Source organism: Bartonella sp. AP58NXGY (genome assembly GCF_042195785.1).
GTDB lineage: Bacteria > Pseudomonadota > Alphaproteobacteria > Rhizobiales > Rhizobiaceae > Bartonella.
Genome location: NZ_JBHIOY010000009.1, coordinates 1 through 25,155, shown reverse-complemented (window position 1 = coordinate 25,155; position 25,155 = coordinate 1). Strand labels below are relative to the sequence as shown.

At 37.4% G+C, this 25,155-nt stretch carries 14 protein-coding genes and 2 pseudogenes; 10 read left to right on the top strand and 6 right to left on the bottom strand.

Going from position 1 to position 25,155, the window contains the following annotated elements:
* The first annotated feature begins 270 nt into the window (after positions 1 to 270).
* The 8 genes from ACFINC_RS06760 to ACFINC_RS06725 all read left to right on the top strand — a co-directional run bounded on the left by ACFINC_RS06760 (position 271) and on the right by ACFINC_RS06725 (position 13,285).
* Positions 271 to 1,089, top strand: a complete 819-nt coding sequence (locus tag ACFINC_RS06760) for a BID domain-containing T4SS effector (RefSeq protein WP_375616672.1) — start codon at positions 271 to 273, stop codon at positions 1,087 to 1,089.
* A 355-nt stretch (positions 1,090 to 1,444) separates the two neighbouring features.
* On the top strand, positions 1,445 to 2,755 hold the full coding sequence (locus tag ACFINC_RS06755; protein ID WP_375616671.1) for a BID domain-containing T4SS effector: 1,311 nt from the start codon (positions 1,445 to 1,447) through the stop codon (positions 2,753 to 2,755).
* A 305-nt stretch (positions 2,756 to 3,060) separates the two neighbouring features.
* Positions 3,061 to 5,055: a BID domain-containing T4SS effector gene (locus ACFINC_RS06750; protein WP_375616670.1), complete on the top strand. Its 1,995-nt coding sequence runs from the start codon at positions 3,061 to 3,063 to the stop codon at positions 5,053 to 5,055.
* A gap of 318 nt (positions 5,056 to 5,373) precedes the next feature.
* On the top strand, positions 5,374 to 8,604 hold the full coding sequence (locus ACFINC_RS06745; RefSeq protein WP_375616669.1) for a BID domain-containing T4SS effector: 3,231 nt from the start codon (positions 5,374 to 5,376) through the stop codon (positions 8,602 to 8,604).
* Positions 8,605 to 9,389: 785 nt separating this feature from the next.
* Positions 9,390 to 10,961: a murein biosynthesis integral membrane protein MurJ gene (murJ, locus tag ACFINC_RS06740; RefSeq protein ID WP_375616668.1), complete on the top strand. Its 1,572-nt coding sequence runs from the start codon at positions 9,390 to 9,392 to the stop codon at positions 10,959 to 10,961.
* 60 nt (positions 10,962 to 11,021) lie between these two features.
* Positions 11,022 to 12,092, top strand: a complete 1,071-nt coding sequence (gene trpS / locus ACFINC_RS06735) for a tryptophan--tRNA ligase (RefSeq protein WP_375616667.1) — start codon at positions 11,022 to 11,024, stop codon at positions 12,090 to 12,092.
* A gap of 62 nt (positions 12,093 to 12,154) precedes the next feature.
* The gene (locus ACFINC_RS06730) at positions 12,155 to 12,646 is read left to right on the top strand and encodes a universal stress protein (protein ID WP_375616666.1); all 492 of its coding nucleotides are present in this window, start codon (positions 12,155 to 12,157) and stop codon (positions 12,644 to 12,646) included.
* A gap of 60 nt (positions 12,647 to 12,706) precedes the next feature.
* Positions 12,707 to 13,285 carry a NifU family protein gene (locus tag ACFINC_RS06725; protein ID WP_375616665.1) on the top strand — a complete coding sequence of 193 codons (579 nt, stop codon included), beginning with the start codon at positions 12,707 to 12,709 and terminating at the stop codon, positions 13,283 to 13,285.
* A gap of 1,404 nt (positions 13,286 to 14,689) precedes the next feature.
* Here the strand turns inward: ACFINC_RS06725 and ACFINC_RS06720 are convergent.
* Together ACFINC_RS06720 and ACFINC_RS06715 are read right to left on the bottom strand one after the other, a co-directional pair.
* Complete coding sequence (locus ACFINC_RS06720; protein WP_375616664.1) at positions 14,690 to 15,025, bottom strand: zinc ribbon domain-containing protein YjdM; 336 nt, start codon at positions 15,023 to 15,025, stop codon at positions 14,690 to 14,692.
* Between the two features lie 1,281 nt (positions 15,026 to 16,306).
* Positions 16,307 to 17,935 carry an alpha-D-glucose phosphate-specific phosphoglucomutase gene (locus tag ACFINC_RS06715; RefSeq protein ID WP_375616662.1) on the bottom strand — a complete coding sequence of 543 codons (1,629 nt, stop codon included), beginning with the start codon at positions 17,933 to 17,935 and terminating at the stop codon, positions 16,307 to 16,309.
* A 216-nt stretch (positions 17,936 to 18,151) separates the two neighbouring features.
* Here ACFINC_RS06715 and ACFINC_RS06710 point away from each other — a divergent pair, with 216 nt between their 5' ends.
* Positions 18,152 to 18,676 (top strand): peroxiredoxin, encoded by a 525-nt coding sequence (locus ACFINC_RS06710; RefSeq protein WP_375616661.1) that lies wholly within the window; start codon positions 18,152 to 18,154, stop codon positions 18,674 to 18,676.
* Positions 18,677 to 19,236: 560 nt separating this feature from the next.
* On the opposite strand, the gene ACFINC_RS06705 is transcribed toward ACFINC_RS06710, so the two are convergent.
* From ACFINC_RS06705 to pyrF, 3 genes are all read right to left on the bottom strand, one after another.
* The gene (locus ACFINC_RS06705) at positions 19,237 to 19,782 is read right to left on the bottom strand and encodes a replication protein (RefSeq protein WP_375616659.1); all 546 of its coding nucleotides are present in this window, start codon (positions 19,780 to 19,782) and stop codon (positions 19,237 to 19,239) included.
* Between the two features lie 1,117 nt (positions 19,783 to 20,899).
* Positions 20,900 to 22,390 (bottom strand): histidine--tRNA ligase, encoded by a 1,491-nt coding sequence (gene hisS, locus ACFINC_RS06700; RefSeq protein WP_375616658.1) that lies wholly within the window; start codon positions 22,388 to 22,390, stop codon positions 20,900 to 20,902.
* A gap of 514 nt (positions 22,391 to 22,904) precedes the next feature.
* A complete protein-coding gene (gene pyrF, locus ACFINC_RS06695) occupies positions 22,905 to 23,750 on the bottom strand; it encodes an orotidine-5'-phosphate decarboxylase (RefSeq protein ID WP_375616656.1) in 846 nt (281 codons plus the stop codon).
* Between the two features lie 518 nt (positions 23,751 to 24,268).
* On the opposite strand from pyrF, the pseudogene ACFINC_RS06690 reads away from it, so the two are divergent.
* Positions 24,269 to 24,373, top strand: a pseudogene (locus ACFINC_RS06690) (transcriptional regulator); the annotation flags it as partial.
* A 623-nt stretch (positions 24,374 to 24,996) separates the two neighbouring features.
* Here the strand turns inward: ACFINC_RS06690 and ACFINC_RS06685 are convergent.
* Positions 24,997 to 25,155 (bottom strand): annotated as a pseudogene (locus tag ACFINC_RS06685) (DNA adenine methylase); the annotation flags it as partial.

Genomic DNA, 25,155 nt, shown 5'->3' with positions numbered 1-25,155 from the left:
ATCATTTTATCGTGGTTGCGCCAAGAGTTGTTTTAGAATGTTACATAAAATATGTCCTAAAAATGGATTCTGTAATTTATCATAACTTATTGATAAGATTTCATAAAAAAACTGTATAAAAGACATAAATCTTCATTACATATCAATATGAATAGCGCAAAATCTTTGGAGGTCATTCGGTTGGATATCTTCCTTTATATAAAAGTTATCAAAACTAAAAGTGGGGAATGCACCAAAGAGGTTTTCTAAAAATATTGAAAGGAAATATGTATGAAAAAACATCATCCACATCCTTCTGCAAATCCAGAAGCCCTCTATGCAACAGTTAATAAACCAACCAGAGGAAACCAGCGCGGACCAACCCCAGAAGAAGACGTTCTATACGCATCCGTTAGCAGTGTTTCTCCTTCAAGAGGTAGACACCATAATCAAAGGCAGCAAGAATCTGAAACCGATTACACAGAGGTTGCTCTCCAAAAACGCGAAGCTGAGGTTACATACGCAACCGTTGGCAGTGTTTCTCCTTCAAGAGGTAGACACCATAATCAAAGGCTGCAGGAATCTGAAACCGATTATACAGAGGTTGCTCCACAACAAAGAGGAAGATCTTCATCTTCCCTCACAACTGAGCAAATAACTGTCATGCTTTTAAAAAATCCACAAGTTCAAGCACGTGTAGAAGAGGTTGTGCATTGGGGGAAGGTCGTTTATGGCAATGATACAATTTTCCAGCAGCACTTGCAAGGAATACTTACAGATCCCAGTAAAGGAAAAGATCTTTCAAATCAACTTGCTGAAAGTCCTGAATCTATACATAAGCTCGCTGGCCATTCCGCACTTGGCATAAAAAGTCAAGCACGCAAAGCAGCTGAAGACGGTTTTAAACCGCTCATTGACGCCATTGATAGTTATACAAAGACTGTGCAAGATGCAACAACAAGACTATTGCAAACCCCTATGGCAGAACAAAGACGCCAGCATCACCATCATCATCATCGTCATCACGAAAGAGGACAAGAACAAAATAGTCCAGAGCACAGCCCTCAGCGACAAAAACATGGAGAAAAAGGATTTTCTTATGCCATGTAAGGAGGCATAGGCATAAAAACAGATAGTTTTTGTTTTTCATGTAATCTTTTTTTCATAGAATTTCTTGGCGCAAATCGTTTCGTTGCGATTGCGCCAAGAATTGTTTTAGAATGTTACAAAAAATGATCCTAAAATAGTCCTAAAAATGGACTCTGTAATTTACGATAACTTATTGATAAAATTTCATAAAAAAACTGTATAAAAGACATAAATCTCCATTAGGCTGGTTGTGAATAGCGCAGATCTTTGGAGCTCATTCAGCTCAATATTTTCTTTTGTCTCAAAGCGATCCAAGCATAAAAGGCAAGAATGCTCCGAAAAAGTTTTCTAAAACAATTCTTGAAAGGAAATATGCATGAAAAAAAACCATCCTCATCCTTTTCTATCCTCTTCAATACAAGAACTTATAAAGCTTTATGAACAAGCGGCGGCAGAAGTCTCTGGTCCAGCCCCCCTCCCTAAAGAAGCTCCTTCAAAAAACAAAAGGCTGTCAACGATACTGGAAAAAGATGAGGAAAGACAATCTCTTTTAAGAGAAGAAACTGTTACGGAAGAAATTGCACAAGCATCCGTTAGAATGACACATTCAACAATACCTCTCACAAGAAGTAGCTCGACCAAAAGACCGCAAGAAGCTGAAACGACACACGCAACAGTTCCTCCACAAGTTGCTTCACAAAAGGCAACTATAATCCTCTCAGAAGAAGAAATCACTAAATTTCTTCCACACAATTCATTGGTTCGAGCATATCAAGAAGAAATCCAACGTTTATCCGCAAATGCCTACGGCAACCCAAACATTTTGCAAGAAAAAATGCAGGAAATTCAAAAAAATCCCGCTGCAGGAGAGGAGCTCTCATGGCGCATGGCAGCCCATCCTGAAAGTATAGCTAAACTTTCCGGTACCAGCATGTTGGGCTTCAAAAATCGAACGCGTAGACAAGCGGAAGAGAGTTACTCCGCCCTATGTGTCACCATTGATTGTTATACAGAAGCTGTAAAACAGGCAAGAGAAAGCCTAGTACAATCTCCAGAGAAAGAACTCAAAAACTATGAACGCTTTATGGAGAAGGAAGCCGTCGCTGAACTTCTAAAAAAACAGGATCGTTCCCAAAGAGAAGAAGAAAGCCTTTCAGAAGTAGAAATTTCTACCCAAATTCACCAACATTCAAAAGTCAAAAGATACCATGCCCAAATCCAATATTGGTGTAAAGTTGTTTTTGGGAACGAAAACATTTTACAATCACATGTGGAAATGCTTTTCCAAAACCCTGAAACAATAGAACAGCTGGCACAGCAACTTGCCGGAAATCCTCAGTCTTTTAACAAATACACTGGTCACAACTTTTGTGGTTTTAAAAATCAAGCACGCAGACATGCTGAAGCGGGTCTTTCTCACCTCATTGACGCCACTGACAATTATGCAACAGCTGTAACACAAGTAAGAGAGAGCCTTTCAAAAATTCAGAAGACAAAACAAGAACGCCATGAAACATCTGAGAGAGCGCAAAATTTGCATCAACAACAAAGCGTCTCACAGTCTGCTCAACGCCTTGAGCCTTCAACAGTAACGCATGAAAGAACAACACCCTCTACTCAACAAAGAGAAACAGATTTTCGTCCTCGCAAAACTGCCGCCCCAAAAGCGATGGCTTTTGCCAGCTAAACAGACATAAGTTTTCACGTTGAATCCAACGTATTGGCGCAGTCATGGGAGGGGTTATTTGCGCTAAGAGAGAGAGAAAGTTAAAACAAAACTCATTCTCCCACCACTTAATCTAAGCTATTGATAAAACAGTATTTAGAGAGTGATTATGATCTGCACTAAGAGAGTCAAATCTTGTGAAACTGCTCAGTTTTATATCCTCTCTTATAAAAGATAAGTGAAAAAGCATAAAACAGAATAAACACCAACGCGTATTCTTAAACAGTATTTAAAAACAATATTGGAAGAATTTGAAAGGAAAATGCATGAAAAAAAGAAATCCCTCCCCCTTTATCGCCGAAATGATGGAAAAATTTCAACAGCAGGATGAACAATTTCCCACCAGAACGCCCCCTCCCCAAGTTTCTCAAAGTGTACCAAAACCACCTGTACAAAAACGCCCAGAGAATTTGTCACATTCCCCAAAGGTTGCACCACCGCCCCCCCCACGTATGAGAAACAAAACGCCAACTGATGCAAAAATCCAAAAGCCTGAAACTCAAAAAAATCCCTCCCTACAGACAGAAATGGCTCCGCCTAAACCCCCACGTATGAGAGACAAAACGCTAGCCGATGCAAAAGTCCAAAAGCCTGAAACTCAAAAAAATCCCTCCCTACAGACAGAAATGGCTCCGCCTCCCCCCCCACGTATGAGAAACAAAACGCCAACTGATGCAAAAATCCAAAAGCCTGAAACTCAAAAAAACCCCTCCCTACAGACAGAAATGGCTCCGCCTAAACCCCCACGTATGAGAGACAAAACGCTAGCCGATGCAAAAGTTCAAAAGCCTGAAACTCAAAAAAACCCCTCCCTACAGACAGAAATGGCTCCGCCTCCCCGCCCACGTATGAGAAACAAAACGCCAACTGATGCAAAAATCCAAAAGCCTGAAACTCAAGAAAGCCCCTCCACGCGCATAAAAACAGCTCCACAAAGACCCCCGCGTGCAAAAGATAGAGAACAAAACAAACTAACTGCTCAAGAATCCCCCTCTCTACAGACAAAAGTGGCTCCGCCCCTTCCACCACGCATGAGAGAAAGAGCACAAAACGGCACAAAAATTCAAAATCCTGAAACCCTCGCCCCAAGTGTTAGGCCCAAAACATCATCACATATGAAAGTCAGGCAGCAAAGCAGTTCATCATCACAAGACAGTGGAACATATGCCGTCCCTCCTTCAAGAAAACCGCATCGTACAAAAAACAGAAAACAAAGCGATACTGTCATTCCAAAACCTGCTTCTCCACATATAGCAAGAGAACAACCAAAACCGTCTCACGAACAAAAACCATCTATTAATACAATGGAAAGAGAGCTATTGCTCGTAGCATATCAAGAAGAAATACGATTTTTGAGCGAAAAGGTTTATGGCGAACCGCTTATTTTAAGTGAAAGAATAGAAGCAATCAAAGAAAACCCCGATATGGGAGAACAGCTCTTATGGGATGTTACAGAACGGCCTCAGACTATTTCTAAGCTTGCTGGTAGAAAAGTTCTTGGCATAAAAAATCATGCGCGCAAACAAGCTGAAGAAACTCTTCCTACCCTACGTGCTGCTATTAACGGTTATGTGTATACTTCAAAATATACAAAAAGTGAAAATATTTCCCACGGTCCTCACACGGAACAACAACATCAGCGACAAGCACAGGAGGAAGAGCTAACAAATCAACATTTACAAAATCCGCTCAATTCAGAAAAGAAAATAAAGCCACTCTCAAATGAGGAAATTGCTCGCAGAGTTCAACAAGATCCATCGGTTCAATATGGTCAAAGAGAGATCCAATATTGGTGCAAAGTTGTTTATAATGATCCATTTATTTTGCAATATAGAATGGAAGATATGCACAAAATTCCAGAGATGGGAGAAGAAATCGTATTTCAAATTGAACAGGATTCTACATCTTTTTCTCCGCTTGCTGGTAAACAAGTCCTTGGCATAAAAAATGGAGCACGCAAAGCTGCTGAAGAAAATCTTCCTACTCTTTGTACCGCCATTAAAGATTATGCTGAAACTGTAAAACAGTTAAGAGAAACCATTGTGCAAAACCATCAGGAAGAACAACAAAAACGTTATCAACCGCTTCACAATCCCGATAAAAAATTGCAACAGCAGCAAAGCCTATCGCAGTCCCCGAAGCTACCTGAATGCTCAACAGCAAAGCAACATCAGGAGCTTACAGAAACATCTAGACAAGAAGAGAAACCGCCTATTCGACCGCGTAGAGCCGAAACATCAAAAGCAATGGCTTTGTCGTGATAATCTAATCATCATTGACTTTTCATACAAAACTTTGGTGCAATTATCTTGCCAAGATTGCATCAAAGACGGTGTGTGAAATACAGAAAACTTTGAATAAGGCACCCCATTATTTTACAGAATTCATTGATAAAATTTCACGATAATACTTTATAAAAATTACAAACTTTAACTTTGTTCCATGCGAATAAGGTCAATTTTTTCAATCATTCAAATAGGCATTCTTCTTTGAAGAAAACGCTATGAAAATAATAAAAGGCAAAAAATGTAAAAAAGAAGATTTCAAAAAATAATGTTACCATTTGAAAGGAAATATGCATGAAAGAAAACACAGAACATTGTGCCTCCTCTACACAAGAAGAATTGCAAGAACAACACTCTGCAATTAATGCAGCCATTTCAAAGCAAATCAATGAAGAAGCGCAAAATTTTTTCTACCCCAATAGCAAAGTGCTTAAAAATAAATACCGCATCAAAGATAAAGAAATATTAAAAGAACGCTGTTCTAATGATGTAAAAAAAGAAATGATAAAACTGCGCCAAGAGCCACTACCAGAGCAGTTTAATGCCTCTTATCTAAAATACCTTCATCAACGCCTCTTTTCCCGTACATTTGAATGGGCCGGACAAACGCGCGAAGAGCTTTTTACATTTGAAGATGGCACTGTTGCTTCTATGCCCATTTTGAAAAGAAAAGAATTTACAAAACCTTTTGCGATTGGCAGAAAAATACAGGAGGGACTAGAAAAGTTAGATAAAACGCTTGCTGAAAAGAATAATTTACAAGACTTAACTCGCGAAGAATTCGTTGAACAAGCAGCTGGTATAATGATAGATTTGCACCACTTGCATCCTTTCAGAGAGGGCAATAGGCGCACAAAGAGACTGTTTGTTGAAAAACTCTCTCAAGCAGCAGGACATGAGCTAGACTTTTCTCTTGTGAGCAAAAAACGTAAAGACTTTGTCCGCGCCGCTGCCATGGAACATGGCGACCCAGAGCCTATGAAGCATCTTCTTGAGGATATCTCAAATCCAGAAAAATTGCTCCTCTTACGAGAATTCACCAACTCTATGAGAGAGCTTGGATTGGATGAAAAAAATTATCATTTCGCTGTCGTTGCAAAAGAAGGAGAAATCTATCATGGTACCTATAGAGGCAGTGGACCCAATGGCTTCATGCTTGATGCCAACGGCATTTTCACCTTGGGAAATAAAAAAGATCTTACCCCAGAGCAAATACAGACATTAAAAATCGGTGACGCCCTCTCCTTTACAGCGCCAAAAGTTCAAAACCCAGAAAAAACCCAGAAAAAAACATTGCTTCCAGAAGAAAAAGAAGAAAAAAGAGCCACTCTTAAAAACGATGAAATAACTGAAAAGAGCAAAGACAACGCATCCATTCAAACAAAGAAAAAGGGAAAATCCTATTTTTCACCATGGATTGCCTCTCATGTTTTACATGACAGCGTTGAAGCTATGCCCAAAAGTTTGCAAGAACAAGAAAAAGAACAAATGGCACAACCAATTGCTCAATCGGCTTCCGCTATGAGGCAAATGCAAAAAGATTTTCAAAAAAACATTTTACAGAGCAGTAATACAGCGACAAATGATCCAATATCTGTCAAAATGACAAAGGAAACACGCTCGGATCATCCAGAAATAGAAAAACAGCCTACCAAAAAAGCAATGGCATACTGGGATACTGGTACAAGAAAAACGGACACCGTCCCTCTCACCTTACAGGAGAAATTATCCTCACCGCCTGAAACCGAAGAAAATAAGACAATACACCGTAATTTCTTTTACCCCAATAGTATCATCTTAAAGAATAAATATGGAATAAAAGACTATGGAAAATTAAAAGTGCAATGTGCCCATGATACAACAAAAGCAATCATTCATCTGCGCCAAGAAGCGCCACCACAAAAACTAACCTCCACATATCTCCAATATATTCATCACACCCTATTTAAAAATACTTTTGAATGGGCCGGACAAACACGCGAAAAACCATTTACATTTGAAGATGGTACCGTTGCTTATATGCCAATGATGAAAAAAGCTGGTATTTCTTTTGCCTCAGCAAAACAGATACAGGAGGGACTAGAAAATTTAGATAAAATACTTGCTGAAACGAATAGTTTAAAAGGCTTAACCCGCGAAACATTTGTTGAATATGTCACTGAAATGTTGATACAGCTCAACTATACGCATCCTTTCAGAGAAGGTAATGGACGCACGCAACGAATGTTTTTTGAAAAACTTGGGCAAGTTGCTGGCCACACACTCGACTTTTCTCTTGTAACAGAAAAACGTATGAATCTTGCCAGCATTGCATCGCTAAAACATAACGATAAAGAAGAAATGAAACATCTGCTTGAAGATATCTCAAATCCAGAAAAAATACTTATTTTAAAAGAATTCATGGACAGTATGAAACATATCGGGCTTGAGAGTATTCATCATCATCTTATTATAACAGCAAAAGAAGGTCATACCTATAAAGGCTTTTACAGAGGCAGTGGACCCAATGGCTTTATGCTTGATGCTAACGGAATTTTCATCTTGGGAAATAAAAAAGATCTCACCCCAGAGCAAATACAGACATTAAAAATCGGTGACGCCCTCTCCTTTACAGCACCAAAAATTCAAAACCAGCAAGAAGTGCTTATCCCCGCACAAACAATAGCCCCCCTTACCAACAATGAAATTGCCACAAGGATAAAAAACAACGCATCCATTCAAGAAAGAAGAAAAGAAATAGAAACTTTGTGCCAAATCATTTATGGCAATCGTCATATTTTGCGGGAAAGAATTGAGATGATCCATGAAAATCATACTGTGGGAGAACAGCTCACCTATCAAATTACCACCTCTCCCCAATCGATTTCGAAGCTTTCTGGTAGCAATGTATTTGGCATAAAAAACAACGCGCGCGCCAATGCTGAAGAAAATATTGTGCCCCTCTGTAGAGCCATTGATCATTATATCAATATTTCTAAACAAACAGAAAGAGACATTCTCCATACCCATCATGTAAAACAAAGGCGGTGTGAACAGTCGGTAGAAATACCTAAAGCTTGGATAACAAATCTCTTTTCCGTGTCAAAAGCACAACAGCAAGAAACGTTATCAAACTCTCCCGAATTAAGGGGGGAGATAAGGACTTATATCAAAAAAATCAATGAGCGCTTATCCTCAAGCGAGCATGAAGCTATAAAAGAAAATAATCCTGAAAGACTTGCGAAGAGTCTTGGCACATCAACCATCAAAGCAAAAGAGATTATAGAAAGCGTAAAACACATAAAAGAGATAGAACCGCATATACAACCCATGTATTTTTATAACCATAAATTCGATGAGCGCTTCGCACCAAACCAGTATCAATCTATAAAGAAAAACAATGAAAAAAAATGTTCCAATACTCTTGGTAAAGAAGCAATTAAAGTGCAAAAAATGACAGAAAACGTCAATCAGAGTCCCAAAAGACAAGAAAATATTCAACCTCACAAAACGGAGCACGCAAAAGCAATGGCAATGAATGTCTAAAAGGTTCATAAACTTTAACTTTTTCGCCCCCTCTGGTAAAAATGATAGCCTTTCCCCCCTGCCTTCATCGGCAAATCAATCGCACCTCAACGAGAATGGAAACCATGAGAGAGCAAATTTATCTTATTTCCTCAGATTTTATCCTCATCAACTGTGAAAAGAAACCTGAACAGGAAAAATGCTGTTGAAAGATCATGTCTTCCTATCCTCTTTTTTATGTAATCTCTAAAACGGGAAGGCTGCCACATTTGGGGAGAACATAAAGTCGTAAAAGTAAAAACCAATCACCAGCTTTACCATCACCTTTTAGCTCAGCCTTACGACTTTTTAAAACATCTAAAGCGCTGTTTTTTAAATCATGAATAAATAATGGAAATTGCGCATTGCTCCACGCTTTTATTTTATTTGCGTTCTTTTAATAGGGTCACACCCCTCACGTAAAACAAAACGGTATTGGGTTGCACTATTCACGACATCACACCATAAAGAGAAATTATCATTATATATCCCTATATGTCCCATAAAACTGTTATGATATCACTCCCATATTTCAGTTTGAAAAAGAAATCTTAATTATTTTATGGCAACAATAAAAATTTTAATGCAACAGTAAACAAGGAGCATAAAAAAGTCTTCAAGCACCATTGTTGACAGAAAGATAAACACCGTCGTAAAACACTTTCAAAAAGTATCCTTGATTAGGATAGAGATCAGATTTTTACGATTTAAAACGGTTTATTTCTCCTGTCATCGCTTCTCTTTTACAACAAAGCTGATATATCTTTATGACATTGATTAAAAAAATTGCAACAGTTGCTTCCGGAACCCTCATGAGCCGTATTTTTGGCTTCGTACGCGAAATGCTTATGGCAGCAGCCCTAGGGACAGGTCCTGTTTCTGATGCCTTTAACGCTGCTTTTCGTTTTCCCAACACATTTCGTCGTTTTTTTGCTGAAGGTGCCTTTAACGCTGCTTTCATTCCTCTTTTTGCAAAAAAAATCACTGAAGAAGGTCACGAAACGGCATGCAAATTTGCAGAAGAAGTCTTTGGCGTTCTCTTTTCACTGCTCTTACTGTTAACGATTGCGATGGAACTCAGTATGCCTTTTTTGGTACGAACCATTATTGCTCCAGGTTTTACAGAAGATGTAACAAAATTTAACGCTACCATTCACTTTACTGCAATCATGTTTCCCTATTTAACCTGCATGTCGCTTGCTGCCATGATGGGGGGCATGCTTAATGCGCTGCGACGCTATTTTATTGCCGCCATTGCCCCACTCTTTTTAAACATTATTCTGATTGGTGTGCTTGCCTATGCTTGGATCTATAAACTTGACGCTTGGCATATCGGTTTAAATCTCTCTTGGGGTGTATTGGCAGCAGGGCTTATTCAACTCACCTTAATTGCCCTTGCTTTGCGTCAAAGTGGAATGAAAATTTCCTTCCGCCAACCCCATTTAAGTCCGAATGTTCGCAAGCTGTTAACTTTAGCATTCCCAGCAGCCATCACGGGTGGCATTACGCAAATTAATTTGCTCATTAATACCAACATTGCTTCTAGTCAATCAGGTGCTGTCTCTTCTTTAATGTATGCGGATCGTCTTTATCAATTGCCTTTAGGCGTAATCGCCATTGCCGTTGCAACCGTTCTTTTACCAGAATTAACACGCGCTTTGCGAAGCAAAAAGCATGAAGAAACCCACCATTTACAAAACCGCTCTATTGAATTAACATTGTTGTTAACACTTCCAGCATCCATCGCTTTTTTGCTGCTCTCCACTCCCATTGTCAGTTTGCTCTTTGAGCGAGGACAATTTACCAGTCAATCAACACACCATGTTGCACAATTACTGGAGCTTTATGGACTAGGACTTCCAGCTTTTGTTCTCATTAAGGTCTTTATTCCTAATTTTTTTGCCCATGAAGATACCAAAACACCGATGATTTTTACAGGTATTTGCGTTTTCATCAATATCAGTCTCGCCTTAACATTATTTCCTATTCTATCTGCACGAGGCATTGTTATTGCTGAAATTACCTCTGGATGGGCCAACACCCTGTTGCTGTGGAGTGTCCTTATCAAACGTGGTTATTGGAAATACGACTTCCAACTGATAAAGCGAATATTATGTCTCATGATGGCAACTCTTTTGAGTGCACTAACCCTCTATTACGGATTGAATGTGTTTGGTTTTTTGTCTTTTCCTTTATCCTCACAAGCATCCTTTTTCTTGCGCGCGATCACCTTAGCAGGAATCATGATTGGCATATTTTTGATCTATTTTAGTGCCTATTTTTTATTCAACACCCGTTCCTTTTTTCACACGCTTAAAAATTTGAAAAAACGCTCATAATATCTATACTTTGTCAAAAACAATAAAACGAATAACCTTAATTAAAGAAAGAATACTCCTATGGATACTTTCACACCACTTGTCTTCTCCGGCGTACAACCGAGTGGTCACTTACATCTTGGCAATTATCTTGGAGCCATTCAGCATTGGGTTGAACTGCAAAACTCTCATCACTGCCTCTATTGTGTTGTGGATATGCATGCGCTCACAGTCAACCCAGACCCTCTTACTTTACGCGAATCCACTAGAACAGTGACAGCAGCCTTTTTAGCCGCCGGCATTGATCCTCAAAAACACATTATTTTTAACCAGTCACGTGTTTTTCAACATGCTGAACTCGCATGGATTTTTAATTGTGTTGCCCGCATCGGCTGGCTTCAACGCATGACACAATTTAAAGATAAAGCAGGAAAAGATCGTGAAAAAGCATCCCTTGGGCTTTTTGCCTATCCCACTTTGATGGCTGCTGATATTTTAGTCTATCGTGCAACACATGTCCCAGTAGGCGAAGATCAAAAACAGCATGTTGAACTCACACGCGACATTGCACAAAAATTTAACAACGACTATGCACAGCGTATTGCCGAATTAAATTTTGGCATCTCTATGCAAACAGATGAAGAAAAAAGACAAGGCTTTTTTCCCCTCCCAGAAGCGCTTATTGGAACAACAGCCACACGTGTTATGTCTTTGCGCGATGGAACAAAAAAAATGTCAAAATCAGATCCTTCAGATTTTTCACGCATTAATTTGACCGATGATGCTGATCTTATTGCAAAAAAAATACGCAAAGCCAAAACAGATTCTGCCCCTCTTCCCGATACCCTCGCTGCTTTAAAAGAACGACCAGAAGTTGACAACCTGCTTGGTATTTATGCCGCCTTTGCCAAAGTTAGCAAAGAAAAGATTCTTTTAGAATTTTCTGGTCAACAATTTTCGCATTTTAAAACAACCCTAGCCGACCTTGCCGTTCATAAGCTTGCCCCCATAACACAAGAATTACGTCGACTTCATCAAGAAAGCGGTTATATCGACTCCGTTTTGCATGATGGCGCTAAACGTGCTACTATGCTTGCAGAAGAAAATATGAAAAAAATTCGTGAAATTGTTGGATTTTTGCACGATACATAAAAACAATGAAACTAAAAACTGTAGAGAGCAAAAAAATCGTTTGTACAAAATAGAGAAAGTGCATGATTTCTAAACCCAAAAATCCAAAAAAAGAACCCAAGAAAAAAAACTTAGTTATTATTGATGAAACACCAGAATGTCGGCGTGCCGTTGCGTTTGCCGCACAGCATGCCCAAAATACCAATAGAACATTGGTACTGCTTTGTGTTGTGGATAGTGCAGAATTTCAACATTTTCTGGGTGTAAACAACCTTATGCGTACAGAATCAACGCAAAGTGCTCATAAAATATTAGGAAACATTGCCAGTGAAGTCCGCACATCCCATGCTCTTGAAACAGAAATAGTCGTGCGTGAAGGAAAAAAAATTGATGAAATTTCCAAACTTATCGATGCAGATAAAAAGATTGCACTGATTGTTTTAGCAGCAAGTGGACATACAGAAGGACCAGGCCCCCTTGTCCAATTAATCGGAAATAGAGGAACAGCTTTTTCAATTCCTGTCATTGTCATTCCCAGTAATATCGCTGATGAAGATATTAAATCTATTGCCTAAAAAATATAATATTCTAAAATATAATGATCTTTCTAATCCTTCATTATAAAAGGAGAGTCTATGTTTATTCAAACTGAAACCACCCCAAACCCTGCAACACTTAAATTCCTACCAGGGCGTGTGGTTCTTTCCGAAGGCGTATTAGAATTTCGTGACCATGAAAAAGCAGCGAAAAACTCACCTTTAGCGGCTAAACTATTTAATATTCCAAATGTCAATGGTGTCTTCTTAGGCTATGATTTTATCACCGTAAGCAAAAAAGAGGGGGAATGGCAACATCTCAAGCCCATCATTTTAGGCACAATTATGGAACATTTTCTGTCCAATGAGCCAGTTATCACCACCAACGCCACAACACAAGCACAAGCCAACGCTCTTAACGAAGAATTTTATGATGAGAAAGACTCTGATATCGTTTTAACAATTAAAGAGCTCCTTGAAACGCGTATTCGCCCAGCTGTTGCCAATGACGGTGGAGACATTACTTTTCGCGGGTTTGAAAATGGTATTGTTTACCTCAATATGCGGGGCGCCTGCGCTGGATGTCCCTCTTCAACAGCAACACTCAAACATGGTATTGAAAATCTTTTACGCCATTTCATCCCTGAAGTTTTAGGCGTTGAAGCCATGCCACAATAAATATTGACCTCAATATACAAAACGGTCACACTAATTGTCCCTCTTCAACAGCGCTCAAACATGGAGTGCAAAAGTCTTACGTCATTTTATTCCTGAAATTTTAGAAGTAAGCCATGCAGCCATAAAAATAGAGTATTGTAAAAAAAAATCTAAACAAAATGATCCCTTCGCTCACCTTTCACCTCCACATATGCCTTAAAAAGCTTTCTGCCCCTTTAAGAGGCACAAGTTGTTTCAATAAACCAATCGCATAGACAGAAATAGAACGCATAGGGATATGCATTTTAAATTTATTTTATTTCATAATCTTGTCATGCAATTTTAACCAAGAAAACACGCCCCGTTACAAAAAAGCCCCCCCAAAAAAACATTGTAAGATAGAAAGCCCATTTACTTCATCTTTTTCAGCTCTCCCAACGATAAAATCACGCAAAATACTTCTTGTAGCAAGCCGGCACCATCATTATATCTGCCAGCCCCCAATGCTGCAACAGCCCTTGGCACTTAAGACGATTCATAAGAGCCATTTTTAATCCTTTCTTTCCTCATTTTTACCCACACGCCAGCCCGCTTGTGGTGTGCAAGCAAGTGATTTTAATTGATTCAACATGGAATAGATTTGAAATGAGAGAATCCCACGTTATTCGGGGTTCTAATTCAATATGAATAACGCTAATTTATTATTACAAATCAATATGTTGTTTCAGCAACTCGACAAAGATCACATTTTGAAACTTGCAATGAGAATTCTGACATTCTTCTTATTTCAATTTTGTTTTTATTGCATCAATAAAAATCGTCCGCTTACACAGCACAAACTAGATAATAAAAAAAACTATTTTTAATAGCTCTTATGCGCACTTTTATAAGAGACTGTTGCAGAACTAAGAGCTGGAAAATACATGACAGTACGACCTTATCAAGATCATAGCGTCCTTTTTACATTCTTAAAATCAAGAATTCCCCCTCTATCATTTTCAATCTCATTTCCATAAATATGACACAAAAGGTGTAACTACCTGTAAAAAATAAATACATCGAAGCCAGATCTATTATGGTTGTTTGAGAAATTATCTGATAAAAAAATGAGAATATTTTTTCAATTCAGCAGGAATAAGTTTGTCTACTTTACGGCGTTGTTCTTCTCATAAAGCGCATACTTTTATTGTTGTTTGCGAGTCAACATCCAGTTCCCCCATAACCACATATTAAAAGAAAAGACAGAGTCACTATTTCTCTGCGATACATGGCTTTGCAATAAAGGAAAATATATTGCTTCTATCTGATTGGTGTAATCTATGAAACAAGAAAAGAAGCCCATTGGAGGAAAATATGCCCAATTAAAGAAGAATGTAAAGATAGAAAAGCAAAGAAATACAAAAACAATTGCAATAGGATAAACGTCTAAACTTTTTTAACAAACTCAGACTTTAAACTCATCTGCCCAATCCCAGGAATTTTGCAATCGATATTATGATCCCCATCCACCAAGCGAATATTCTTTACCTTCGTCCCCCCTTTTAAAACAGATGAAGCGCCTTTTACTTTCAGATCTTTTATCACCATAACGGTATCTCCGTTTGTTAAAATCTGACCATTGGCATCATAAACATTATCGGAAAGAACCGTATCATCATTTTTTTGTGGCCATTCATGCGCGCATTCAGGACACACAAAATTTTCACCATCTTCATAAGTATAAAGACAATCACAACGAGGACATTTGGGATATTGGGTCATAAATTTCCCTTTTTTAGAAAAGTCATTCATTATGACGGTCATAAAGCAAGAAATGCTTATTGTCCATTATTTTAGAAAAATACGTCCCTTTGTTTCATTCCCCATCTGCCAACTATGTTTGTCAATGCGATCACCACAGACAAAACGTTAATTTATAAGAATGATTTATCATTGTACACCTTAAATAAGCCCCTACCTATCATAAAATTTACTCCCTTCATTCTCTCTTATAAATCAATCAAAATCATTTTCTTATCCGTCACAAATGAAATTAACGAATGGATAAAAAAATGAAAAAAGGAACATCTCTTAATAAATTCTCTCAAAGAGCGAAGCACGATTGAATATTGCGAGAAAAGAAAGTGATGCCCTAACTTGACCTTTTATTTTAAGTAAAGATAACGGTTATAATATTAGAGAATATGTTGATTTATAATCATCATCACTGGTTTTGTATGTTGAATAGGACACCCGAATATTTTAAGATTCTCTTATTTCAAATCCTCTTCTATTGAATCAACCAAAGCCTTGCGCTTGCATATTACAAGTGGAAAGATGCACATTGGGAACTAGTCAATAAGTGTGATGGAGCTGGGCTTACTCTCTCATAAAAATGGTGGTGCTCAATGTTGTCACTGCCCTTGGCACAAAAGATGATTGATTCATAAGAGGTGTTTTTAGTTCTTTTTTGTACAGTTTTTATCCACACGGCTCTCCCCGCTTGTTATGTGCAAATGAATGGTTTTAATTGATTCAACATGGAATAGATTTGAGATGAGATAATCTTACAATATTGGAGAGCTCTCATTCAAATTGAATAATACTAAATTATTATTATAAATTAATTTATTATCTAATATATATATCGACCATTATATTCTTCACGAGGATTTACCGTTATCTCCTACATGAATAGCATTCCATAAAGAAGGGCATAAGTGTATTGAGAGAGGCTTTTTAAATTAAGCATATGAAATGCGCAATAACGACAGTATTCTGTTTTGCATGAGAAACATCATCCTATTAAACAAACACTTCTATCAAACCATCAGAAACCATTGGGCATAAATGCTCCGATTATGCTGGATTATAATTGCCTACAAAATTCGGTTTTAAGAAACCCGCAGTTTTAGGAATCGGATCGATATGTAAAGGTGAAAAAAACAAAGCGAGCTTGAAAATGGAGTTAAGCTCTTCCTTATGGCAAATAAAATCATGCCCCTAAAAACATACCCCATGTGATCAATCATTATACCTTTACAAAAAAACATTCCAATGATCTTAGGTGATAATATCAGGATGGTCTCGTCCCAATACTTGTTGTATGTTTAACAGTTTTAGTGCCACCTGTTGCAAGGGTTGGAGAACTTCTTGCGGATTAAAATTGTGTTTGCGTGGATCACTTTCATACTGTTCAAAATAAAGTCGTAAAGTAGCACCTAGCGTCCCTGTTCCCGACAAACGGACTACCAACCGTGCTCCATTCTCGAAAAAAATACGTATGCCTTGCCGCGTGCTAACGCTCTGATCAACAGGATCATGATATGTAAAATCGTCTGCTTTTTTGACAAAAAATCCAGCAATTTCAGTTCCTGAATGTGGTAAGTGTGCACGCAAATGTTCTATAATTTCCAAAGCTTTATCTGCTTCGACTTCTTCATAATCATGCCGTAACGTGTAAAAACGCCCATAGGTGTACCAATGCTGTTGAACAATTTGTGCGACAGTTTTTTCTGTGACCGCTAAAAGATTTAACCAAAATAAGACAGCCCACAAACCATCTTTTTCACGGATATGATGAGATCCAGTTCCAAAGCTTTCTTCCCCACAAAAGGTTACTTTCCCCGCATCCAAAAGGGTTCCAAAAAACTTCCATCCCGTTGGTGTTTCAAAAAATTTTAATCCTTTTTTTTCCGCAACCAGATCAGCAGCACGCCCCGTCGGCATAGAACGCGCTATCCCCACAACACCTTTTCGATATCCTTTAATGAGGTGTGCATGTTCAGCCATAATAGCCAGAGAATCTGACGGCGAAACAAATTGCCCACGACCAATAATGAGGTTACGATCTCCATCACCATCAGATGCTGCACCAAGATCTGGTCCTTTCTCTGACATCAATAAATCATAAAGAGCCTTAGCATAAACTAAATTGGGATCTGGATGACCACCTCCAAAATCTGGCAAAGGAATACCATTGACCACCGTCCCTTCAGAAAATCCTAAGCATTTTTCAAAAATTTCATGAGCATAAGGCCCTGTTACCGCATGCATGGCATCAAACCGTAAAGTAAGACCTCGAGCAACAGCCTTGGCAATACAGTCAAAATCAAAAAGCTCCTGCATCAAAGCAACATAATCAGCGACAGGATCAATAATATCAATCCGCATGGCTCCCATAAAGATCGTACCTTGCCTATCTAAATCAACATCTGGTGCTTCAAGAATTTTATAAAAAGAAAGACGTTGCGATGTTGCAAAAATAGCATCACATAAAGAATTAGGAGCGGGTCCCCCATTAGAAATATTATATTTAATACCACAATCTCCTTCTGGACCACCAGGATTATGGCTTGCAGAAAGAATAAGTCCACCATGGGCATGAGTTTTACGAATAAGATGCGAAACAGCAGGTGTAGAAAGAATACCGCCCCTTCCCATTTTAATAAGAGAGATACCATGCGCCGCTGCCATCTTCAACACAATCTGAAGGATAGTACGATTAAAAGTGCGCCCATCCCCCCCAAGAATCAACATTTTTCCTTCAAGAGGCCCAATGTTATTAAAAAGAGACTGTATAAAGTTTTCTACATAATGGGGTTGTTGAAAAACAGACACTTTTTTGCGCAAACCAGATGTTCCCGGTTTTTGCCCCTCAAAAGCCGTGGTCAAAACTGTCTTTATGGTCATATCCATACCTTTATATTCTTTCCTATAATTTTAAGGTGAAGAGTATCCAAAGTCGACCATTAATTCTACTTGACGGAAGTGTGAAATATTTGCACACTTACTAGAAGTAAGAATTTTTTAAGAAGCCCTTTTATTTAAAACGATCTTTCCCATATGTTTTAAATACAAAGGTTGTTTTAAAAAAGATTTTCGTTAAAAAAATACAGGAGCATCCTTATGATAAAAAAAACAGTTCCCAATGTCACATTTCATACACGTGTACGCGATGAATCAACGGGGGGAGATAATCCTTATCGGTGGCAAGAAGTTAAAAGTGATGCTTATTTTAAAGGAAAGCGTGTTATTCTTTTTTCTCTTCCTGGAGCTTTTACCCCTACTTGCTCAACCTTTCAGCTGCCTGACTTTGAAAAACTCTATGATGAATTTAAACAAGCTGGTATTGATGAAATTTATTGCCTTTCCGTCAATGATGCTTTTGTCATGAATGCTTGGGGAAAAGCACAAAATATCAAAAACGTGAAATTAATTCCCGATGGCTCTGGTGAGTTCACACGCAAAATGGGTATGCTGGTTGCAAAAGACAATGTTGGTTTCGGCATGCGATCATGGCGCTATGCTGCTGTTATCAACGATGGTGTGATTGAACAATGGTTCGAAGAAGCAGGTTTTTCAGACAATTGCACAACAGATCCTTACGAAGTTTCTTCACCACAAAATGTTTTAAAAGCTTTGAAAAGCTAATTTCAATCAAAAATTGTATATTTAAATTCTACGACACAAATTCCTTTTAGAGAGGGAATTTGTGTTGTTTGTATCTCTTGAAACATCTATTCGACATTTTAATTTACAATAATAATTTAGCGTTTTTCAATTTGAATTAGCCCCTTGAATATCGTAATATTCCTTTATTTCAAATTTTTCTCTATTGAATCAATTATGATTACTTGTTTGCACGTCATAAGCGGGTGTGGCGTGTAGGTAAAGACGCTTAAAGCACTAAAAACGCTTCTCCTAAGCGCTTCCAAATGCCAAGGCATTAATAATCCAAGGTTCACAAAAGTATAAAAAGAAAAAATACAGATCAAATATTTATTTAAAAAGGCACACACTTGAAATTGAGTTATGTCTCATAAAATAACTGAATATAACATAAAAACTGCTCTGGATAAATAACCGTTGAGGAAAAGAATTAAATCAAAACAGATCCCGTAAACATTCCAATTCACATACCATAAACAAACTCATTGCTGTTCTCATAGCAATTTATTCTAAGCTTTTATTTTTCTCTAAGAGAGAAACAGTTAAAGAAGTCGTTTATTTGGGTATTCTACCATAAAGTGTGTTTTCATTTCTTCCTCTTCTATCTCTTCCTCTTCATCGAGCTCAAAATCTTCATCACATTCAGGAAGACCAAAAATATCTGGATTGATGAAATAACAATCTCTTTTTGTCCCCTTCGCTACAATTTTATTCTTTTCTAATTCTTTGATACCTTCTTTAAAACTTTCAAAATTAAGATATTCTGGTTCTTGAGTCGAAAGATCGCAAGTCAAAAATTCCTCAAGAATGTCATGATCCAATGTTATCTGATCAAACCATAAATCCACATCATCTTCATCTGACATTTTCCCTACTTGCCACAACATCACAAAAAAAGCTTTCATACCACTAAATGATAGTGCAAAAATCATACGTCGACACGACGAGGCGCCTGAAAAAGTGATTTGCGGAAAATCTTCAAATCCAAAATTTGAAGGAGGAAGTTTAAATGACTTTCCAATCTCTTCAGGTTTTTTCAAAATAAAGGGATTTCTTTCATATAACACTGTAAAATCATATTTGGCCATTTTCATTTCTCCCTAAAAAATTTATTTGTTATAATAAATGAATAATTTCAAATGGTTGTCATTATAATTTCTTATAATGCCTCTCATATTTTCCCTTTAAAAATTGTCTGATTTAAGTTATTCGTTGTTTCTGAAACTAAAAAAATCTTCTAAAATAAAACTTTTGAGATCTCTTTCATCTCTCATGGATGTGAGATTGCAGACTGTTGACAATAAAACAGTAGAAAATATGATACCAGCAAATGAGAATTCAAAAATTAAATCTATATGAATGATCAATATTTCTATAAACTAATGGATTTTTATAAACCTATTGGTCATCAATTTTTCTAAACATGGTTGCGCAAGTCCTCAAGCACTTCACTTTCCAGTGTTTTTCTTCACGAAGATGTTCCCATCACGCCCTCAAAAAAACGCATTTTATCGCCTTCAAAAACATTCATTTTATAATGAATACAAAATGTTTTTACCTTTTAAAAGAATTTTCTTTTTATGCCATACGAACTTAAAAAATAACGCGATTTGTTGCTTTTCAGTTTCTAGATATGCGTTAAAATGAAATGATTTATTAGGTATTAATTCATTAAAATTGTACAGACAAACAGAAAATTTCTCTTTTTTCTGCTTGTCATTTTTTTAATTCTCTGCGAGTTCCTCCAACACTTTCAGTATTCACAAGTCCAGAAGGGACGCATTCATTCATTCGGTACCTAAAGAAGTCCTAAAATGTGAGTTTTCATATTTAATTACATCTATTTAAATTTTGTCATTCGCTTTTATTTTTTATTGAATCACCCAATGTAGCTCCTATTACAAACCTCTATCGGGAGCGGAGAGCTGTTTTTTTAATTGTCTGGTGTATTTTTTCCTGTTCCTAAGATTTTAATTAAGTACCATGTTTTATCTTTTTTAATGCGTTTAATACCATTTGTTTTCACTAGGTACTCCAAACCTTTCAACGATTTCAAAAAAGTCACGCAAAGCTGTATAAACTGTTATGAAAAGAACACGACCATTATCAAGATAAAGATATATCTAAACAAGTAAAAAACAAATTCTGAAAATTGAAGAAGAAAATTTCAAACTTTTCCCCGCAATCGCTTTCACAAAACTTTTACTATGTCCCTTTTTGGGCTGCCAAAATATCTTGTACTGTTTGAACCAATTGCTCTTCATCAATCATCACTTGCGCAGGGCGGCTTTCACGCCATGTTTGATTATCCTTAATTTCATGAGACAAACGCGCCCCTTCAATCAAATCTTTGATCTGTATTTTTCCACTCTCACGTTCTTGTGAACCTTGGATAACCACACAAGGAGCTTGGCGACGATCTGCATATTTCATCTGCGCTTTAATTCCCGATACTCCCAAATAGAGTTCAGCACAAATTCCCGCATTTCGCAATTTCATCACCATTTTTTGATAGCGCGCAACAGCTTCTGGCTCTTTATCCATCATCAGCACCACAACGGGTCCAAGAGTATTTTTTACCGGCAATTTTCCAAGGTTTTGCAAAGCAGCGATCAAACGTGAAACCCCCATTGAAAAACCTGTTGCCGGAATATTTTCCCCACGAAAACGCGCAACCAACCCATCATAGCGCCCGCCCCCACCAACAGAGCCAAAAATAACTTTTTGCCCATCATCATTGAAAACATCAAAAAGCAATGCCGCCTCAAAAACAGGTCCCGTATAATATTCCAATCCGCGGACCACCGAAGGGTCAATTTTAATGCGATTATGATAACCATTAGCGGCAAAGATTGCTTGCATTTCTTCAAGCTCGCGAACCCCTTCTAGCCCTTGAGCACTCTGACCAACAACTTGTCTGAGAGCATCAAGCGTTTCTTCTGCTGTTTTAGAATTTACCGTGAGTAAGGAAAGAATACACTCAATCTCTTTATCCTTAAGCTCGGCCCCTTTTGTAAAATCACCACTGTCATCCAAACGCCCCTTACCTAAAAGCAACCGTACGCCTTCAGGACCAAATTTATCAAGCTTATCCATTGCTCTTAAGACAGTTAAGCGCTTTTCAATCTGCTCTCCTTCATCTAAACCAATCAACTGCAAAACACTTTCCAGAATTTTTCGGTTATTCAAACGAATGGCATAATCATGTTGCTGAATTCCTAATTTTTCCAAACTATCCGCTGCCATCATGCAAATCTCAGCATCTGCCGCAACGGTTGGTGTTCCAACAATATCAGCATCAAATTGCATAAATTGCCGAAACCGCCCCGGTCCAGGCTTTTCATTGCGAAAAACAAACCCCAACCGATAACTGCGATAAGGTTTTGGTAACGTTTCAAAATTTTCAGCAAAATAACGGGCAAGAGGAGCAGTCAGATCATAGCGCAAAGACATCCATTGTTCATCATCATCTTGTAGCGAAAAAACCCCTGCATTGGGACGATCTGAATCAGGTAAAAACTTCCCCAACACATCCGTATATTCAAAAATTGGTGTTTCAAGCGCTTCAAAACCGTAAAGTTCATAGACTTCACGAATTTGCGCAATCATGGTTTCAGTTGCATACAATTGTGCACTTGTGCGATCAACAAAACCACGCGGTAAACGGGCTTTGGTTTTTTCTTTTTTCAATGACATGTTATTCTCTAGCAACGATATGTGTTCACAGATAACCATTATCTCATAGAAACAAACGCTGCAATGACTTTATCAACCTAGAAGCTTTTAACAACATGTTAGAGGTTTTTATTTTACAAAAGCACTACCCTTATCAAGCAATAGTCTAAAAGAGTTTCTCTTTAAAGGAATCAGAGCCATAAAACGAAAACACTCTCTAAATTCTCTTAAGCCTTATCCTTTAGCATTGTTAGCGTCCTTTTTGTATTTTTTTGCCTATCTTGTCTCCTTAAAACAATTATTCATATATTTTCCAAAGTTTCTGCATTTTCTCCAAACACTTGACTTAGGTATTTGATCCCCCAACTCCAACAGAAAATGAGAAATATATTGTGCCTCTTTTTGAGAAGATAAAAGCAACTCTTGACTTTGAGATAAAGCAAAATCACTTCTTGAAAACAGTGTCTTCCTTAAAATTTGATAAGCCACCCCTTCTTTAATAAGAGTTTTCTCTCTTTGATGGCTTAGCAAAAAATTAAGACAGAAGTGTATTTTTAGATTGCTCAGCAAAGTTATGAATGACATTTTTTAAATCAACACTATTTCGTCCCGCTTCTGTAATCGATCTTGAAATTGAAGGAATAATATTTTGCCATAACCTTTGAGGAAACTGTTGAGTTAATTGTGTTATTGTTCCCCCTTGAGCACCGATACCAGGAACGAGAAACAAGCTATTTTCTAACTGTTTGATTGTATCTTTTGCTTCATGACCCAATGTTGCTCCAATAACTGCCCCGATAGGGCCAACCTGATGAGATTGACTTAAAGATTGGTTATTATATTCAAAAATACGCTGCGCCAAATGAACCGAAACAGTTTGATCACCAATACGCGCATTTCGAATTTGCTTTCCCTCTGGATTAGAAGACTGAACAACCATAAAAACAGCTGTTTTTGTTTCTTCTGCAATCTTTATCAAGGGAATGAGAGCATCAAACCCTAAAAAAGGATTGACAGTTATGGCATCCGCTTTGAATGGACTATTGGGGCCAAGCCAAGCTTTACCGTAAGCTTCAGCGGTAGAGCCAATGTCCCCTCTTTTTGCATCAACGAGAACTAATAAACCTTGTTCGTGTGCATTTTCAATGAGTTCTTTCAAAGCTTGAAGCCCTTCCGCCCCATATAACTCAAAAAATGCGGCTTGCGGCTTTATTATCCCCACTTTGCCCACAACGGCAGTTAAGAGAATATTACAAAAATCTTTTAGACCTTTATAATCACAGCTTAAATTCCATGATTGCAAAACTTTATAACTCGGATCAAAACCAACACAAAGGGGTCCATATTTTTCACTATTTTTCAAAAAAACTGAACAAAACATTTTATATCCTAACATAGCCTCTCTTTAGACTTTCTAATACAATCAAAAAAAAGCATTTGTCAAAATAATACAATACTGAACAGTGACACAGCAACTATCGAGTTTTTGTGATAAAAACGTATCATGAACTGTTAACATGATAGCTGCTTTTCATTCCATTTGAACGTTTACATGCATTAGAATGTTTGCATCATAATTTGCTTTTATAGTCTGTTCTATACACAGCAATTTTTTATAAAAAATGGTCGATTGAACCATGCATAAAAGTGTGAGTTCTAAAGGAATTTATATAAAAATAAATTGATTCAACCCACTAATTTTATTGCATTTTTATGTAAAATTCTCCTATGCTAAATTGATAGCCTTTTAAAGCCGATATCAAAGCAAATGATCTTGTCTTCTCGGCGTCTCATTTCCCCCCAAACCGCTCGTACCAAAGCATTTCCTGTAAAAATTGGTATAAACCCTTTCAGGACAATGCTACTCTCTCCTGTCGTCATCTTGCATTTGCAGAATAAGCGGCAGAGCTTTATAGAAAGTTGTAAGAGCGTGTTCAAAACATCAACGATATGGAAGAAGTAAAGCTTACTTTGCCTCTTCTAAAATTGCATTTAAAGCGTTAAATAGAGACTAAAAATGCACATCTAAAAACGACACAAAACACAGCTTAATTCCCCTAATATGCAAAATGAAAGTGGAAGTTTTTTTACATGAAAATCATACAACCATTTGATTTATAAGTATATATTTCATCAAAAAATAGATAATCACCAACAGATGAAAATCTTTTTTGCTTTTTGGATCATTTGGGGTTTATTTTGATACAAAATTCACTTTTTGTTTAATTTTTCTCAAAGGGTCTTCAAAGACATTTTTCTGGGCTTTCAAAGCATTTTTAAAAACCTTTCAAAGCTTTCTCTTATTTTGCCATTGAAACGCTCTTTTTTCTGATTTTCGGTAATTTTTACAATTTTAGATGACAAAATCTAATTTGAAAAAACGAGCATTTAATGGTAAAAATTATGCATAAAAATAAAAAATTAACAAATAATCCCCCTAATTTCACCTCTTGCCACATACTTGTCACACTAGAATAATTTTACCTAATTTGCTCTCATTTATCCTATATTTTTCTTTATAATAAAAAGCCCCCTTTTTATCTATATAGATAATTGATTTGATTTATATTTTTGTAAAGTTAGGGACGATATAATAAAGTTCGGGAATAGAATTTTGCAATATACTTCTAATTATTACGAATCAAGAGTTCTTTTCGGGGTGGTTTTTTAGCAAAACCAGAGGTCCAAAGGGTCTCTAATTCTAAAAAGTCAAAATCCTTAAAAATCTCTCGAACCGCATCACAATCATTCAGACTCAAAACAAACTTCCCTTGAATGCTATTGAG